We start from the raw sequence: 14,558 nt of genomic DNA, 5'->3' as shown, positions 1-14,558 counted from the left end.
TTATCCCTTGATAATCCTCGGGATCATCATGTGGTGATGAGGGCAAATGGAAAGCGGATTCTGGTATGCGCTTTCTGCAAAAGCGGTCATGTATTCCCGCATGTTGTCAAAGCTGATCACCTCGTCCACAAATCCCCTGATGGCGCAATAGGCAGGCCTTGACTTGTCGTGATATTCCTGGGCCAGCTGGTTCATCTTGTCGATGACCGGGTCCAGTTCCCTGCCCGCGTCCTGTTCCTTGACCAGTCGGCGGCTGAAGGATGCCGCCGCGGCGGTCTCGCCGTGCATGACGTAGATTTCAGTGGTGGGTGTGCCCAGGCTGAAGGCGTTATGGTTGTTGGCGGTGGGGCCGCCCATGATGTAATGGGCCGCGGCGGTGCCCTTTCTCAGAACCACCAGCATCATGGGAACATTGGTCTGCTCAATGGAGTAGATGAGGCTTTGGCCCAGGCCCAGGAGCTCTGCCTTTTCGGCAATGTCGCCCACATCGATTCCGCTGGTGTCCTGGAACCAGACGATCGGCGTCCGGTCCCTGCCGCAGAGGGTGACAAACTCGTTCATCTTGATAAGACCCTCGCGGTAGAGCTTGCCGCCGATGCCGGGGTAGGCCCCTTCGGCATAAGCTGGATAACCCGGAGGCATGAAGCCCTGACGGTTGCCGATGACGCCGACTAAAAGACCGTTTAGCTTGGCAAGGCCGGTGTAGACCTCTGGCCCGTAATCCGGCCTGAACTCCATGTGCTCGCTTCCGTCGACCAGCCTGGCCAGGCACTGGTCAAAGTCATAGGTGGCTTTTTGGTTGAAGGAGACCAGGTAGTTCAGGTCCTCCACCGGGAAGAGGGGCTCCTTGGGCTGATCCACCCTGAAGAAATCCGGGTCATAGGCGGGCATCTGCTTCATGTGCTCCTTGATGGAGTCGAGCACGCCCTTTTCCGTGTCGTGCACTTCCTTGAAAAAGCCGGTGGCGTCGTGGTGAATCGGGGCGGATCCCGGAGGCACGGCCTTGAAGTGGCGGGTGGCGTCTATGAGCTGCTCCGCGCCTTCCAGATCAAAGAATCCCTTGGGGCTCATGCCGCCCACAATACCGCCGCCGCCCACGGCTATGTTTGCATCCTTGTGGGCAATGAGATAGGTGGGGCTGATGCCCTGATACCCGCCGCCCGCCGGGTTGGTGCCGTAGATCCCGGCCAGGATGGGCACGCCCTTTATCTCCAGCTCGGCATGACGGAAAAAGGTGGTGCCGTTGCCGCGGCGGTCGGCATAGACCTCTTCCTGCTCGGTGAGCTTCACACCCGAGCAGTTTACCAGCCACACCAGGGGCACGTTCAACCTCTTGGCCAGGTCCGTGATCCTGAGCTGGTTCTCGGCCTGACCCGAGATCCAGGCCCCTGCCATGACCTTGTTGTCAAAACCGGCCACAACGCACCACTTGCCGCTGATCTTGGCCAGGCCGTCGACCACGCCGGTGGTGCCTTCCACGTTCTGACGCGGATTGTAAAGGGTGTGCAAGGGCCGGAAGGTGCCGGGATCAACCAGATATTCCAACCGGTCCCAGACCGTCATCTGCCCCCGTTTGTGAACCTTCTCAGCGGGAATTCCGGCGTTCTTGACCCGTTCAACCTCAGCCAGAACCACGTCCAGCGCCTCGGTGATCTGGTCCCGGTTGGGGGTGAGCTTTTCTTTTTTCTTGTCGCTTAGCGCCTTGCCAAAGGTGGGCATGTTCTCAAAATAGGGATGCATGGCTTAGATCTCCTTGCCCCCTTCTAGGGGCCCCTGCTGTCCGGTTTCTACTGCCTTAAGTCTTGAGCCGCTAAAACCGGGCTAAAGAAAAGGGTCTTTCAAACCTCCCCGGGGCTTTTGATCTGCCCGGCAATGGAGGAATCACGGCCCGCTTCAGGATTTTTTTCGAAAAGCTCCGGCCGGGCCCGCCGGGCCCGGCCGGAGCTAAAGTAACTATCGGTTGGCCTTGCGGATGCCCAGGGCGTCCAAGGCGGTGATCCACTTGCAGATATTGGCCGAGCCTTCCACCATGAAGTAGGTGGGGGCGTCCCTGTAGAAACGGGCCACCGGATATTCAGTGGAATAGCCGTAGGCTCCCAAGATGCGCAGGGCATACTGGGAACACATGGTGGCCAGTTCTCCGGCCTTGTATTTGGCCATGGCCACTTCCAGGGTGTTGCCGAGCTGACCGTTATCTTTCTGCACCGCGGCCTTGTAAACCAAAAGCCTGGTGGCTTCGATCTCTATGGCCATCTGGGCCACCTGGTCCTGAATCATCTGGAAAGAGGCGATGGGCTTTCCGAACTGCTCGCGCTCATTGGCGTATTTGATAACTTCGTCCAGGCAGGCCTGGGCCAGGCCCACGCCGCCGGCCGCGGCCGAGAGCCTGGTCTGGTTCAGGGAGCCGAAGACGATCTTGGCGCCGTCGCCTTCCTTGCCCAAGAGGTTTTCCTTGGGCACCTTGACGTTTTCAAGATAGATTTCGCCGGTGGGGGAGCTGCGGGATCCCAGCTTGTCCAGGTCTGTAACCGAGACGCCTTCGGTGGGGTTGCCGTCTTCGTCGCGCAGATCCACCACAAAGGCGCTGAGGCCCCTGGAACCGGCGGATTTATCTGTGTAGGCGTAGAAAATGACGCATTTGGCCACGCTGGCGTTGCTGATCCAGGTCTTGGAGCCGTTGATCAGGTAATGGTCGCCCTTGTCTTCGGCCACTGATTTCAGGCTCATGACGTCTGAACCGGCGTTGGGCTCGGTTATGCCGAATCCGCCGAGGTATTCGGCGCTCACCAGTTTGGGGATATATTTTTGTTTGACTTCTTCGTTTTGGGAGTAGCGGAAGATGGTAAAGGCGCAGCCCAGGGTCTGCATGTTGATCTGCACCCTCAAGGAGCTGCTGGCCCTGGCGATCTCCTCGGTGAGGATCATGGCGGCCAGCCAGCCCATTTCGTTTCCGCCGTATTCCTCGGGAATAACCGTGCCAAAGAAACCCAATTCGCCCATGGGCTTCATTACTTCCTCGTGGGGCAGATAATGGTCTTCGTCCCACTGGTCGGCATTCGGCGCGATCTGCTCCTTGGCAAAGTCCTGGGCCATCTCTCTTAGCATCTGGAGTTCTTCAGAAAGTTCAAAATTCATTTTTCCTTGCTTTCCTTTCCCGATTGGAATTGAAAAGGCGCCTTTATGCCTGGCGAGCCCTTTTGTTATAAGCCGCTTTTCTGCAGATTCCTGGCGATAATAAGCCGTTGGATCTGATTGGAACCGTCAAATATCTGAATACCCTTGGCCACGCAAAAGAAACGCGCCGCCTGGCTGTCAGCCTGCATCATGCCCGTCCCCAGAACCCTTCCGGCCAGCTCCGAGACCTCCATGGCCGTATCCGCGGCCAGGCATTTGGCCATGGATGTATAGGTTTCAATTTTTTTGGGAGAGTAGTTTTCTTTATCCACCATTTCACAGACCTTGTAGATAAAGGCCCGGCATGACTCGATTTTCATGGCCATATCCGCCAGGGTGAAACCAGTGGCCTGGCTTTTTTTCTTTTTATGGGCTGCATGGGCCAGCGAGGTGTCGAAAAGTCCCTGGGCAGTGCCCAGGGCCAGGGAGGCGGCTCCCCAGACCCGCATGGGGTTGGCCACTCTTGTCAGGACCTTCCAGCCCTCGCCTTCATCCCAAAGACGGTTTTCAATCGGCACCTTGGCATCTGACATGTACATCTGCGAGGTCATGGAGCCGTGCAGGCCCATCTTCTTTTCCGGTGGTCCGAATTCAAGGCCGGGCGCGTCTTTGGGAATCAAAAGCGCGCTTATTCCTCCTGCCTTGGGTCTGGGGCCGGTGCGGACAAAGGTGAGATAATAGCGGGCGTTAGATCCCAGGGTTGTATAGCTCTTAACCCCGTTTACCAGGTAATGGCCGTTTTCCTTGCGGGCGGTGGTGACCATGTCAAAGGCGTCTGAGCCGTGCTCCGGCTCGGTGAGGCAAAAGGCCATGGCCATGTCGCCTTGGGAGAGTTCGGTGAAAAAGCGGTCTTTCTGTTCTTGGGTGCCGGTAAGATCAATGGTGCGCATCACCGCATTGGTGGGGAAGACCAAAAGGGCGGCGCTGGGGCTGACTCTGGCAATACTCTCAACCAAAAGCGCCAGGCTGCGGGTGTCCGCTCCGCCGCCGCCATGGGATTTGGGCATGGCCAGGCAAAAGAGTTTTTCCCTGGCAAAAGCCTTGTGAGCTTTTTGCGGGTAGGTTTCTTCCGACTCTATGGCCGGAGCCAGGGGCGCTATCTCTTTTTGCACAAAGTCTTCAATATAGCTGCGAAAACTCTCGTGGTTTTCAAAGGACAACATTGGTGCCTCACCGGGATATCCCGCCGGGGCGGACGGCCGGATGTGACCAGTTTTCCGATGAATATTTATAGCCCAACCGGAAGATGATGACAAGAAACTTATGGCTATATTATGGCTACAATGTAGATCGGAAGAAATTAAACAGAAGAAAAAGTCATTAACCCAAGGTTAATTACACCAGGGGTCATAAAAAAGGGTGTTTGCCGGGGGAAAATGACTGTTTTTAAAAGACTGATACAGGTGATTTTTATAAGGAGTTATTTCCGGATTAAGGGCGAGCCGACGGGGCTTGGGATTTCAGATGTTTAAGATGGCTTTTTTTGGGGGGGGTGGTTATGTATCCGAATTGTCAAGACGCCGTAACATCGCTGTAATATCCTGTCGTTATCTTTCGCATCAACACCGAACACGAGATTACTTTAAATTTTTTTAAGTACTTTGGAGGAAACAAGATGCGTAAAGGTTTGGTAGTCAAGGCCGCTGTGGCCCTGACGGCGATCGCAATGATGGCTGCCCCGGCTCTGGCGGGCGGAAAGATTACCATCACCGGCTCCACCACCGTATTGCCGGTGGCTCAAAAGGCCGCTGAGGTCTTTATGAACAAACATCAGGGTTTGAACATCACGGTGGCGGGCACCGGCAGCGGTGACGGCATTAAATCCATCATCGACGGCACCGCCGACATCGGCGACGCCTCCCGCGACATGAAGAAAAAAGAGATCAAGCGCGCCGAGGACAAGGGCGTGACCCCGGTCAAACACGTGGTTGGCTTAGACTGCATCGTGCCGATCGTCAACCCCTCCAACCAGCTCCGTGATCTCACCCTGGCCCAGTTGAAGGATATCTACACCGGTAAAGTCAAAAACTGGAAAGAGGTCGGCGGAGCCGACAAGCCCGTAGTGGTGATTTCCCGCGATTCCAGCTCCGGCACCTTTGAAGTGTGGAATAAAAAGGTCCTGAAAAAAGAGCGCGTGCGTCCCGACGCCCAGCTCCAGGCCAGCAACGGCGCCGTGGCCCAGGCCGTGGCCGGTAACAAGTATGCCATCGGTTATGTGGGCATCGGTTACCTGAACAGCAAGATCAAGGGCTTGACCGTGGGCGGCGTCCAGGCTTCGGCCAAGACAGCCATGGATAAATCCTACCCTGTGGCCCGCGCCCTGTTCATGTTCACCAACGGCCAGCCCAAGGGCGATGTCAAGGCCTTCCTGGACTTTGTCAAGAGCGACGCCGGTCAGAAGATCGTCAAGGAAGAGGGTTTTGTGCCCTTCAAATAAAACCTGTATTTTACTCTGGATTTGAATGAGCCTGAAGCGCCCCCCGACTTTTTGGGGGGCGCTGTTTGCCGGATAGGGGGGTTGTAACTGAATTGTCACCACCCCGGGATCAATCACACCTTATAGTTCAATCATAAGTTAATTATTCAGGACTAAACAAAAACCTTTCGCCTAAAAAGGCAGGAAGATAAATGACAACAGCAGCAACGGCCCCTTGTGTTGGAGCCCAAACCCGGCAAACCGACCGCGACCGGGAATCATTGGCCAAAGGCGGCGGGCGCAGACGCTCCCACGACGCCAGAGTGCGCTTGTTTTTCACCTTGGCCGGTCTTTTTTCCGTGTTGGTGATGGCGCTTATTGTTTTGTTTTTATTTGCTGAAGGCGCCGGCCTTTTTGTAACGGTGAATCCCATTGATTTCATTTTCGGAAAACTATGGTATCCCACCTATGATCCTCCGGATTTCGGGATATTGCCCCTGATCATGGGATCTGTGGCAGTCACGATTATATCCTCGGTCATTGCAGTGCCGCTCGGCCTGGGCGCAGCCCTTTACTTGGCCGAGGTGGCGGGCAATCGGATGCGGGAGATCGTTAAACCCGCGGTTGAGCTTCTGGCCAGCCTACCTTCAGTGGTCCTGGGGTTTGTGGGAATGGTGGTGATTGCACCCATGCTGCAGGAATGGCTCGATATACCCTCGGGCCTGAACATTTTCAACGCCTCCATGATGCTGGCTTTGATGGCCATACCAACCATCACCTCCATCAGTGAAGACGCCCTGCATTCAGTGCCCAGAGAACTCAAGGAAGCCTCCCTGGCCTTAGGCGCCACCCGATGGGAAACCCTTACCAAAGTCACCATCCCCGGTGCTCTTTCCGGTATGGGGACGGCCACCATCTTGGGGATGAGCCGGGCCATGGGAGAGACCATGGTTGTTTTAATGGTGGCGGGCGGAGCGTCTCAGATACCCACCAGCATATTTGATTCGGTGAGGCCCTTGCCTTCCACCATTGCGGCTGAGATGGGGGAAACCCCGGTGGACAGCGAACACTACTTGGCCCTTTTTGCCATTGGTATTGTCCTGTTCTTTATCACCCTGGGCTTTAACCTGGTGGCAGCCTATATAAGCAACCGCTTCCAGCAGAAAGGAGCGGCCACCCTATGAACCAGGCCATGCTGAAAAAACGCCATCTGAAAGAGGAAGCGGCTTTTTGGGTCTTAAGGGGGGTTATCGTACTGGTTCTCGGAGCCTTGGGAGGGATCATCCTTTTTGTGCTGATCCACGGCCTTGGGGCCATCAGCTGGGAATTCTTGACAGACGCGCCCCGCGACTCCATGACCAAAGGTGGCATATTCCCCGCCATTGTGGGCACCTTTTACCTCACTGTGGGGGCGATGGTGGTGGCCTTGCCCCTGGGGGTGAGCGCGGCCATCTATTTAAGCGAGTATGCCAAGGAAGGCAAGCTGCTGACAGTGGTCAGGCTCGGAATCCAGAATCTGGCCGGTGTGCCTTCGGTGGTCTTCGGGCTTTTCGGGCTGGCGCTTTTTGTGGTCTTTTTCCGCTTTGGAACCAGCATCATAGCCGGGTCACTAACTCTGGGTCTTTTGATCCTGCCCACGGTTATCGGTGCTTCGGAAGAGGCCTTGCGCCAGGTGCCGAGCACCTTCCGCGAGGCCTCGTTGGCCCTGGGCGCCACCCGTTGGCAGACCATCAGAAAGGTGGTGCTCCCCGCCGCACTGCCGGGCATCCTGACCGGAAGCATTCTGGGCCTGGGGCGCGCCGCCGGTGAAACCGCTCCCATCATGTTTACCGCGGCCACCTTTTTCGCCAGATATCTGCCCGAGAGCGTAATGGATGAAGTAATGGCCCTGCCTTATCACATCTATGTGCTGGCCACCGCCGGAACCCATATAGAGCAGACAAGACCGCTTCAGTACGGCACTGTCCTGGTGCTTATCTCCATGGTGTTGGGTTTAAGTCTTCTGGCCATTTTGTTGCGGGCCCGCATGAGAAGGACAAAACAATGGTAGAATCAATAATGCCCCCCATCATAGAAGTGGAGGGCCTCAATTTTTATTACGGTGATTTTCGCGCCTTGCATGATATTCATCTTAAAGTGGTGCGAAACGAGGTGACTGCGCTGATCGGCCCTTCAGGCTGTGGAAAATCCACCTTTTTGCGCCTTTTGAACCGCATGAACGAGCTTATCCCCGGCACCAGGGTTGAAGGCAAGGTTTTGCTCGACGGTGTGGACCTCTATGATCCGGAAGTGGATGTGGTGGAGGTGCGCAGAAGGGTGGGGATGGTTTTTCAAAAGCCCAATCCTTTTCCCAAATCCATTTACAACAATGTTGCCTATGGCCCGCGCCTGCACGGCATGGCCGGCGGTTCGGAACTGGATAAGATGGTGGAGGATTCCCTCAAGGCCTCGGCCTTGTGGGATGAAGTCAAGGATATCCTTGACCAGTCGGCCCTTGGTTTAAGCGGTGGCCAGCAGCAGAGGCTTTGTCTGGCCAGGGCCATAGCCATGAAGCCCGAGATACTTTTGATGGATGAACCCACCAGCGCACTTGACCCAATAGCCACTTCTCGGATAGAAGAACTAGTTAAGGAGTTGAAAAAGGATTACACAGTGGTGATAGTCACCCACAATATGCAGCAGGCCGCCCGCGTATCAGACACCACCGCCTTTTTCTATGTCGGCCGTTTGGTGGAGGTGGGGAACACCGAGATGATCTTTACCCGCCCCTCCGAGGAACAGACCGAACAATACATAACCGGCCGGTTTGGCTAGGACGTTAAGGGGTAGGGAGTCGAATAATGAAAACGCATAGCTTTTTTCATCGTCGCATGCAGGATGTTAGGGAAGACCTCCTGGCCATGGCCGGGCTGGTCGAGACAGCGGTGAATGACGCCTACAACGCCCTTTTGCAGAGGAATCCCAGGCTGGCCAAGGACGTTATAAACGGCGACCGCCGCATTGACTTGATGGAAAACGAAATTGATGAAAAATCAATCACCCTTTTGGCCACCCAGCAGCCGGTGGCCATTGACCTGAGGTTTTTGGCGGCCACCACCAAGATATGCTCGTTTTTGGAGCGGGTGGGCGACCAGGCGGTTAACTTCAGCTGGAGGGTTATCACCTTGTCCGAGATGGAGCAGGTTGAGGTCCCGGATGTGCTGAAACGCATCTACGAGATCTCCCATTCCATGCTTCACGACAGCCTGGACTCTTTTGTCAACGGCGATCCGGACAGGGCCCGCAGCATTATCGAAAGAGACGACGAAGTGGATAAGCTCACCCGGCGTTTTCTGGAGGATAATATCCAGAGCATGACCCAAGAGCGGAAGGTGGTCAGAAGCGGGGTGGAGATGATTCTTTTGAGCCGTCACATAGAGCGTATTGCCGACGAGGCAACCAATGTGGCCGAAGAGGTGGTTTACCTGGTTGAAGGCGAGGTTATCCGCCACCAGGGAGAATCTGCGCCCGGTAATGGGACATTATGAGATAAGCCGCCGGCCTGACGGGTTTTCCCGGGCCGAAGCCTGAAAAAGTTCGAGAGACTTGGTCAATAAGCTATCGGGCCGCCTTTTTTAAGGCGGCCCGTTTTTTGCTATTTGGCGGGATCAGTTCAGTTCTGTTATGCGAATCCCTTGCCTGAGTGAGCTCCAGCAGCTAACATGCTAATGATATTCCCCATTAACTTTGAGCTATAAAAAGCCGGATGGAGCATTTGGAGAGACAGCCATGAAAAAGCGCCTTTTGGGATTGCGGAGCCGTTTTGCCCTGGTGGTGCTGTTGGGCGTGGGGCTGGTCTCCGTGGTCATGGCCTGGGTCAGCTTTGAAGAGAGCCGTGATTCTTTGACAGAGGCCAATCAGGAGCTTTTGTTCCAGGTCGCTTCGTACCAGGCCACCAGACTGGCGGTTGAGATGGGCGAGGTTTCCGGCATGGCCACAAACCTGGCGGCCGCCCTGGAGGTGATTGAGCCGGGTCAAATCGAACCGGTTCTGGCCCTGGTGAAAAGTTTTTTAAGCAGGTCCCCCCGGGTCTACGGTTCCGCAGTCGCTTATGCTCCTTATGCCTTTGATAAAAACCAAAGGCTTATGTGCCCCTATATCCACCGCTCCCAAAAAGGCTATGAAAAACTGAACTTGAAGGACAGGGAGTATGGCTACCTTTTGCAGAATTGGTTCCAGGCCCCTGCCTTGAGCGGTCGCTCCCTGTGGAGCGAGCCCTACATGGACAAGGGCGGCGGCAATATTGTCATGACCACCTATTCCGTACCCTTTTACCGGGACGGTAAGCTTATCGGGGTTGTCACCGCAGATCTTTCCCTGGATTTCCTGGCCGAGGAGATGGCCCGCTTGGGGGTTGGTGAAAAGGGTTGGGCCTTTGTGCTTTCCAAAAGGGGGTCTTTTTTGGCCGCGCCTCAAAAAAGCCTGATTATGCGTCAGACCCTTTTTTCCCTGGCCGAGGCTCTAAATGCACCGGGATTAAGAGACTTGGGCCGCAGGATGGTGCGCGGCTCGGCCGGAGTGGTGCGTGTAAAGGACTGGACCGATAGTGAGGTTAGGGATTGGTTGGCCTATGCCCCCATCATGGAGGTGGGGTGGAGCCTGGGAGCGGTGGTGCCCGAAAGCCAGGTGTTGGCCCCGGCCTGGGATCTGGCCAGGGAACAGGCGATTACCGCATTCATAGGCCTTATATTTCTGGTAGTGGTGGTGTGGCTTTTGGTTGTGGGGCTGACCAGGCCCCTGACCCTCCTTTCCGCGGCAGCCAGGAGGCTTGCGGAAGGCGACCTCTCCACCAGGGTGGAGGGCATAAAGCCCGGTGATGAAATCGGGGATCTGGCCGATTCCTTTAACCACATGATCACTGATTTAAACGGCTATATAAACAAACTCACCGAGACCACCGCGGCCAAGGAGCGTATCGAGGGCGAGCTTGATCTGGCCCGAAGGATACAGCAGTCAATTCTGCCCAGGAGCTACCCGCCTTTTCCCGATCAGCCTGAGTTTGATCTTTTTGCCAAAAACATTCCCGCCCGGGAAGTGGGCGGAGATTTCTTTGACTTTTTCTTTATAGATCCTGAACACCTGGCCCTGGTGGTCGGTGATGTTTCGGGCAAGGGGGTGCCGTCGGCGCTCTTCATGACCGTGGCCCGGACCTTGATTAAAAACGCGGCCATGCACCACTCCGAGCCGGTGGAGGTTTTAAAAGAGGTTAACCGCCAGATCCTGCCTGAAAATGAAATGTGCATGTTTGTGACGATTTTTTTCGGGGTTTATCACCTGGGCTCCGGCAACCTGACCTATGCCAGCGCGGGACATCCAGCCCCAATACTCAAACGGCATGCCGGTGAAACCAGACAGCTCCCCAGGGTGGGAGGCATGGCAGTGGGAATCATTGAGGAGATGGGCCTGGAACCGGCTGAAGTCCATCTGTCGGAAGGTGACCTGCTTCTGATTTTTACCGACGGCTTGGACGAGGCCATTGACTCTGATGAAAATATGTTCGGCATCGATAGGGCCGTTCGATGGCTGGAAAAAAGTTCCGTTCAAAAGGCCCCCCTTATGGTGGAATCACTGGTTGCTGCGCAAAGGGAATTCACCGGGGAAGTTGAACAGTTCGACGATTTGACCTTGCTTTTGTTCCACAGGCGGGAGATGGCGGAGAATAAAAAGACGGCTCCGAGTTTCTCTTCTTAAAATGCATCAGAGTTATTTGTATGGTAAAGGCCCCAAACATCTCGCAAGGTTTTTTTAGCGGCCCGTTTTGATCCGCCGAAGGGCTGATCAAGACTTGGCGATGCCTAATTAATATCACAGAGAGAACCCGTTAAATACAACGGAGTATTGAATGGGTTTTCGAAAAACCAGCAGCCCAAAAGCCTTATCGTTGTTCACCCCGGTGGTTTATGCTAAATTGAGGCCGCTTGCAAAGGATCAGCCCTTGTTATCGCAACTGTTTCCTGCCTGGATCTTCATCCTGTTAAACGGCTGATTTATTTCTCCTGCATAGGCGACACCGAATATTTGAACCGGCGCATCCACGCTCCCCGGCCCCTGAAACGTGACGCTCCTTATCCTTGTTGATCTGTCGTCTTTATGGTTTTTAAACCGGACACCGGTTTGGCGGAGAATAAAATCATATAGATTTAATCATTGATCATTGGGAGGGTATTTTATGAAAAGATTTTTGAAGATCAGCTTGCTTGTGTGCATTGGCCTTTTACTGGCAATGCCCGGAGGGGCTTTCGCCAAGGAGTTTAAGGTCGGGGTGACGGTGATCGTGGCTCACCCTGCGCTTCAGGCAGATCAGAAGGGCTTTGAAAAGGCCTTGGCCGATGCCGGGGTAAAGGTGGTTTATGACTTGCAAAACGCCCAGGGTGAAATGTCCAATGCCCAGACCATTGCCCAGAAATTCGTAGACGACAAGGTGGATCTGGTGCATGCCATTGCCACCCCCACCTCCCAGGCGGCGGTGAAGGTGATCAAAGAGATCCCGGTGGTATATTCCTCGGTCACAGATCCGGTCGATGCGGGCCTGGTCTCCACCATGGGCCCTGCGGGCAAGAACGTGACCGGTGTGTCGGATGCCTGGCCCATTGCCAAGCAGATCAAGCTATACATAGAGATGCTCCCTAAAGCAAAAAGGTGGGGCACCATCTATAACGCGGGCGACGCCAACTCCTTGGTGAGTATCAAAAAAACCAAGGCGGCCATGAAGGAGCTGGGTTTGGAGCTGGTGGAGGTGACAGTCTCCAACTCAAACGAGGTCTACACTGCGGCCCAGTCCCTGGTGGGCAGGGTGGACGCCATCTATATCACCAGTGACAACATTGTGGTTTCCGCCATGGGCTCGGTGGCCAAGGTGGCGGGCAACAAGGATATTCCGCTTTTTGCAGGCGACACCGGCTCAGTGCCCCAGGGCGCGAGTGTGGCCTTGGGGTTTGACTATTTTCAGGTGGGTTACTCGGCCGGTAAAAAGGCGGTTCAGATTCTCAAGGACGGTAAAAAGCCCGGTGACATTCCTTCGGGCTACACAGAGAAATTAAGCCTGCACATAAGCCTGATCAACGCCAAAAAACAAGGATTCAAGATTCCCCAAAAGTATATTGACCAGGCGGAAAAGGTCTTTAAGTAAACGGTTTTTCGATTTTGGTTGCCGGTTCCCGGAGGGCTGCCTCCGGGAGCCAATTGCTAGTTAAGGATTGACGCGCATGTTAGAGAGCATTGTGCCCATCACCCTTGAACAGGGTTTTGCCTATGCCCTTGTGGCCCTGGGCATTGCCCTGACCTTCAGGGTTTTGGCCTTTCCGGATTTGACGGTTGACGGCAGCTTTCCCCTTGGCGGCGCTGTGGCAGCCAAACTCATCGTACTGGGGGTTGACCCCATATTGGCGGCCCTGGTGGCAACCCTGGCCGGTTTTTTGGCCGGTTGCCTTACCGGGATACTGAATACAAGGCTGCACATAAACAGCCTTTTGTCCGGCATCCTCATGATGACGGTTCTTTACTCGGTGAATTTAAGGATAATGGGCCGGGCCAATATCCAACTTTTGACGATCCCCACCATGTTCAGCCCCTTTGAAGAATTGGCCATAAGCCGGGATATCCCGGTGATTCTAATTCTTTTCCTGGTGATTTTGGTCACCAAGTTCGGCCTGGATTATTTTCTGCAAACAGAATACGGCCTGGCGCTCCGGGCCACCGGCGATAACGAACAGATGATACGCTCCCTGGGGCTTAACACGGACAAGGCCACTGTATTCGGCTTGGGCCTCAGCAACAGCCTGGTGGCCTTGAGTGGAGCCTTGATCTCTCAGGACCAGGGTTTTGCCGATGTGGGCATGGGTATAGGCATGATCGTGGCCGGCCTGGCCTCGATCATAATCGGAGAGGGCTTGATTAAACCGGTGACCGCCTTCCGCCTGACTCTGGCCGCCGTGGTCGGGTCGGTGGTGTATCGTTTGATAATCGTGGTGGGCCTGCGCCTGGGCCTGGCCCCGACAGATCTCAAGTTGGCCACCGGTCTAATGGTTATCCTGGCCTTGGGGATTCCTTCCATAAGAGGAGGCAAACAGGCCAAGATTCACCTGAGGGGGGTGTGATCATGGCCCGTGACATGCTCCATCTAAAGAAGGTTTCCAAGGTGTTCAACCTCGGCACCCAGGATGAAAAATGGGCCCTTAACGGTCTGGAACTGGCGGTTAAATCAGGTGAGTTCGTGACTATTATCGGCTCAAACGGAGCCGGTAAATCAACCATGTTGAATATAATCGCCGGAACCTATCAGGCGGAAAAGGGAAAGGTTTTTATAGACGGCCAGGATGTCACCAAGACCCATGAGTACGCCATGGGGGCTTATCTGGCCAGGGTGTTTCAGGATCCCACCCTGGGGACCGCGGCCAGCATGACCATTGCCGAGAATATGTGTCTGGCTGAATTGAGGGGACAGAAAAGGGGGCTTAAGTGGGGAGTCACCAAGGCCAGGCGCAAGCGTTACGCCGAGATTCTCAAGGTGCTGGAACTGGGGCTGGAAGATCGGCTGAATGATAAAGTCGGCCTTTTGTCCGGCGGTCAACGTCAGTCCCTGGCCCTATTGATGACCACCCTCACCATGCCCAGGCTTTTGCTTTTAGATGAGCATACGGCCGCCCTGGACCCCAAGACCGCAGCCAAGGTTATGGAACTGACCAACAGGATGGTCGAGGAAAACCGGCTCACCACCCTTATGGTCACCCACAATATGAACCAGGCCTTAAGCCATGGCGACCGCATGATCATGCTGCATCAGGGCAGGGTTCAACTGGATGTCAAGGGCAGTGAAAAACAGGAGCTAACCGTGCCCGAGGTGGTGAGTAAGTTCGGTAAATCATTGAAAGACGAGACGTTGTTTACGGCCGAGACCAATTGAGGCCAAGTAATGAAAAACTGCGTCCCG

General features: G+C 55.0%; 12 protein-coding genes. 9 read left to right on the top strand and 3 right to left on the bottom strand.

The genetic code is table 11. The annotated features are described in order from the left end of the window. The 3 genes from X474_RS15985 to X474_RS15975 form a co-directional block, all read right to left on the bottom strand. On the bottom strand, positions 1–1,740 hold the full coding sequence (locus X474_RS15985) for an acyl-CoA carboxylase subunit beta (protein ID WP_044350290.1): 1,740 nt from the start codon (positions 1,738–1,740) through the stop codon (positions 1–3). 213 nt (positions 1,741–1,953) lie between these two features. Beyond that, entirely contained in the window at positions 1,954–3,135 is a 1,182-nt protein-coding gene (gene acd, locus X474_RS15980) for a glutaryl-CoA dehydrogenase Acd (RefSeq protein ID WP_044350289.1), read from the bottom strand. A 65-nt stretch (positions 3,136–3,200) separates the two neighbouring features. Beyond that, complete coding sequence (locus X474_RS15975; protein WP_044350288.1) at positions 3,201–4,337, bottom strand: acyl-CoA dehydrogenase family protein; 1,137 nt, start codon at positions 4,335–4,337, stop codon at positions 3,201–3,203. Between the two features lie 452 nt (positions 4,338–4,789). On the opposite strand from X474_RS15975, the gene X474_RS15970 reads away from it, so the two are divergent. The 9 genes from X474_RS15970 to X474_RS15930 all read left to right on the top strand — a co-directional run bounded on the left by X474_RS15970 (position 4,790) and on the right by X474_RS15930 (position 14,531). Next, the gene (locus X474_RS15970; RefSeq protein ID WP_044350287.1) at positions 4,790–5,611 is read left to right on the top strand and encodes a phosphate ABC transporter substrate-binding protein; all 822 of its coding nucleotides are present in this window, start codon (positions 4,790–4,792) and stop codon (positions 5,609–5,611) included. A gap of 191 nt (positions 5,612–5,802) precedes the next feature. Beyond that, positions 5,803–6,774 carry a phosphate ABC transporter permease subunit PstC gene (pstC, locus tag X474_RS15965; RefSeq protein WP_082464423.1) on the top strand — a complete coding sequence of 324 codons (972 nt, stop codon included), beginning with the start codon at positions 5,803–5,805 and terminating at the stop codon, positions 6,772–6,774. After that, positions 6,771–7,640 (top strand): phosphate ABC transporter permease PstA, encoded by an 870-nt coding sequence (gene pstA, locus X474_RS15960; RefSeq protein ID WP_044350286.1) that lies wholly within the window; start codon positions 6,771–6,773, stop codon positions 7,638–7,640. The genes pstC and pstA overlap by 4 nt, the downstream gene beginning before the upstream one ends. Next, on the top strand, positions 7,634–8,404 hold the full coding sequence (pstB, locus tag X474_RS15955) for a phosphate ABC transporter ATP-binding protein PstB (RefSeq protein ID WP_331456627.1): 771 nt from the start codon (positions 7,634–7,636) through the stop codon (positions 8,402–8,404). The genes pstA and pstB overlap by 7 nt, the downstream gene beginning before the upstream one ends. A 26-nt stretch (positions 8,405–8,430) precedes the next feature. Further along, a complete protein-coding gene (gene phoU, locus X474_RS15950) occupies positions 8,431–9,117 on the top strand; it encodes a phosphate signaling complex protein PhoU (RefSeq protein WP_044350285.1) in 687 nt (228 codons plus the stop codon). 241 nt (positions 9,118–9,358) lie between these two features. Continuing rightward, entirely contained in the window at positions 9,359–11,320 is a 1,962-nt protein-coding gene (locus X474_RS15945; protein ID WP_052515292.1) for a SpoIIE family protein phosphatase, read from the top strand. Positions 11,321–11,798: 478 nt separating this feature from the next. After that, entirely contained in the window at positions 11,799–12,758 is a 960-nt protein-coding gene (locus X474_RS15940) for an ABC transporter substrate-binding protein (protein WP_052515291.1), read from the top strand. A gap of 76 nt (positions 12,759–12,834) precedes the next feature. Next, positions 12,835–13,725 carry an ABC transporter permease gene (locus tag X474_RS15935; protein WP_044350284.1) on the top strand — a complete coding sequence of 297 codons (891 nt, stop codon included), beginning with the start codon at positions 12,835–12,837 and terminating at the stop codon, positions 13,723–13,725. 14 nt (positions 13,726–13,739) lie between these two features. Continuing rightward, positions 13,740–14,531, top strand: a complete 792-nt coding sequence (locus X474_RS15930; protein WP_044350295.1) for an ABC transporter ATP-binding protein — start codon at positions 13,740–13,742, stop codon at positions 14,529–14,531. The last annotated feature ends 27 nt before the right edge of the window (positions 14,532–14,558 follow it).

Origin of the sequence: Dethiosulfatarculus sandiegensis, assembly GCF_000931935.2 — a bacterium.
Lineage (GTDB): Bacteria > Desulfobacterota > Desulfarculia > Desulfarculales > Desulfarculaceae > Dethiosulfatarculus > Dethiosulfatarculus sandiegensis.
This window is presented reverse-complemented; position numbering and strand designations above follow the sequence as displayed.

Bases quoted from the DNA above. Each gene is read 5' to 3' on its own strand.
- acd (WP_044350289.1), bottom strand. From the start codon at position 3,135: ATGAATTTTGAACTTTCTGAAGAACTCCAGATGCTAAGAGAGATGGCC.
- X474_RS15975 (WP_044350288.1), bottom strand. From the start codon at position 4,337: ATGTTGTCCTTTGAAAACCACGAGAGTTTTCGCAGCTATATTGAAGAC.
- pstB (WP_331456627.1), top strand. From the start codon at position 7,634: ATGGTAGAATCAATAATGCCCCCCATCATAGAAGTGGAGGGCCTCAAT.
- X474_RS15935 (WP_044350284.1), top strand. From the start codon at position 12,835: ATGTTAGAGAGCATTGTGCCCATCACCCTTGAACAGGGTTTTGCCTAT.
- X474_RS15930 (WP_044350295.1), top strand. From the start codon at position 13,740: ATGCTCCATCTAAAGAAGGTTTCCAAGGTGTTCAACCTCGGCACCCAG.
- X474_RS15940 (WP_052515291.1), top strand. From the start codon at position 11,799: ATGAAAAGATTTTTGAAGATCAGCTTGCTTGTGTGCATTGGCCTTTTA.
- pstA (WP_044350286.1), top strand. From the start codon at position 6,771: ATGAACCAGGCCATGCTGAAAAAACGCCATCTGAAAGAGGAAGCGGCT.
- X474_RS15945 (WP_052515292.1), top strand. From the start codon at position 9,359: ATGAAAAAGCGCCTTTTGGGATTGCGGAGCCGTTTTGCCCTGGTGGTG.
- phoU (WP_044350285.1), top strand. From the start codon at position 8,431: ATGAAAACGCATAGCTTTTTTCATCGTCGCATGCAGGATGTTAGGGAA.
- X474_RS15970 (WP_044350287.1), top strand. From the start codon at position 4,790: ATGCGTAAAGGTTTGGTAGTCAAGGCCGCTGTGGCCCTGACGGCGATC.
- pstC (WP_082464423.1), top strand. From the start codon at position 5,803: ATGACAACAGCAGCAACGGCCCCTTGTGTTGGAGCCCAAACCCGGCAA.
- X474_RS15985 (WP_044350290.1), bottom strand. From the start codon at position 1,740: ATGCATCCCTATTTTGAGAACATGCCCACCTTTGGCAAGGCGCTAAGC.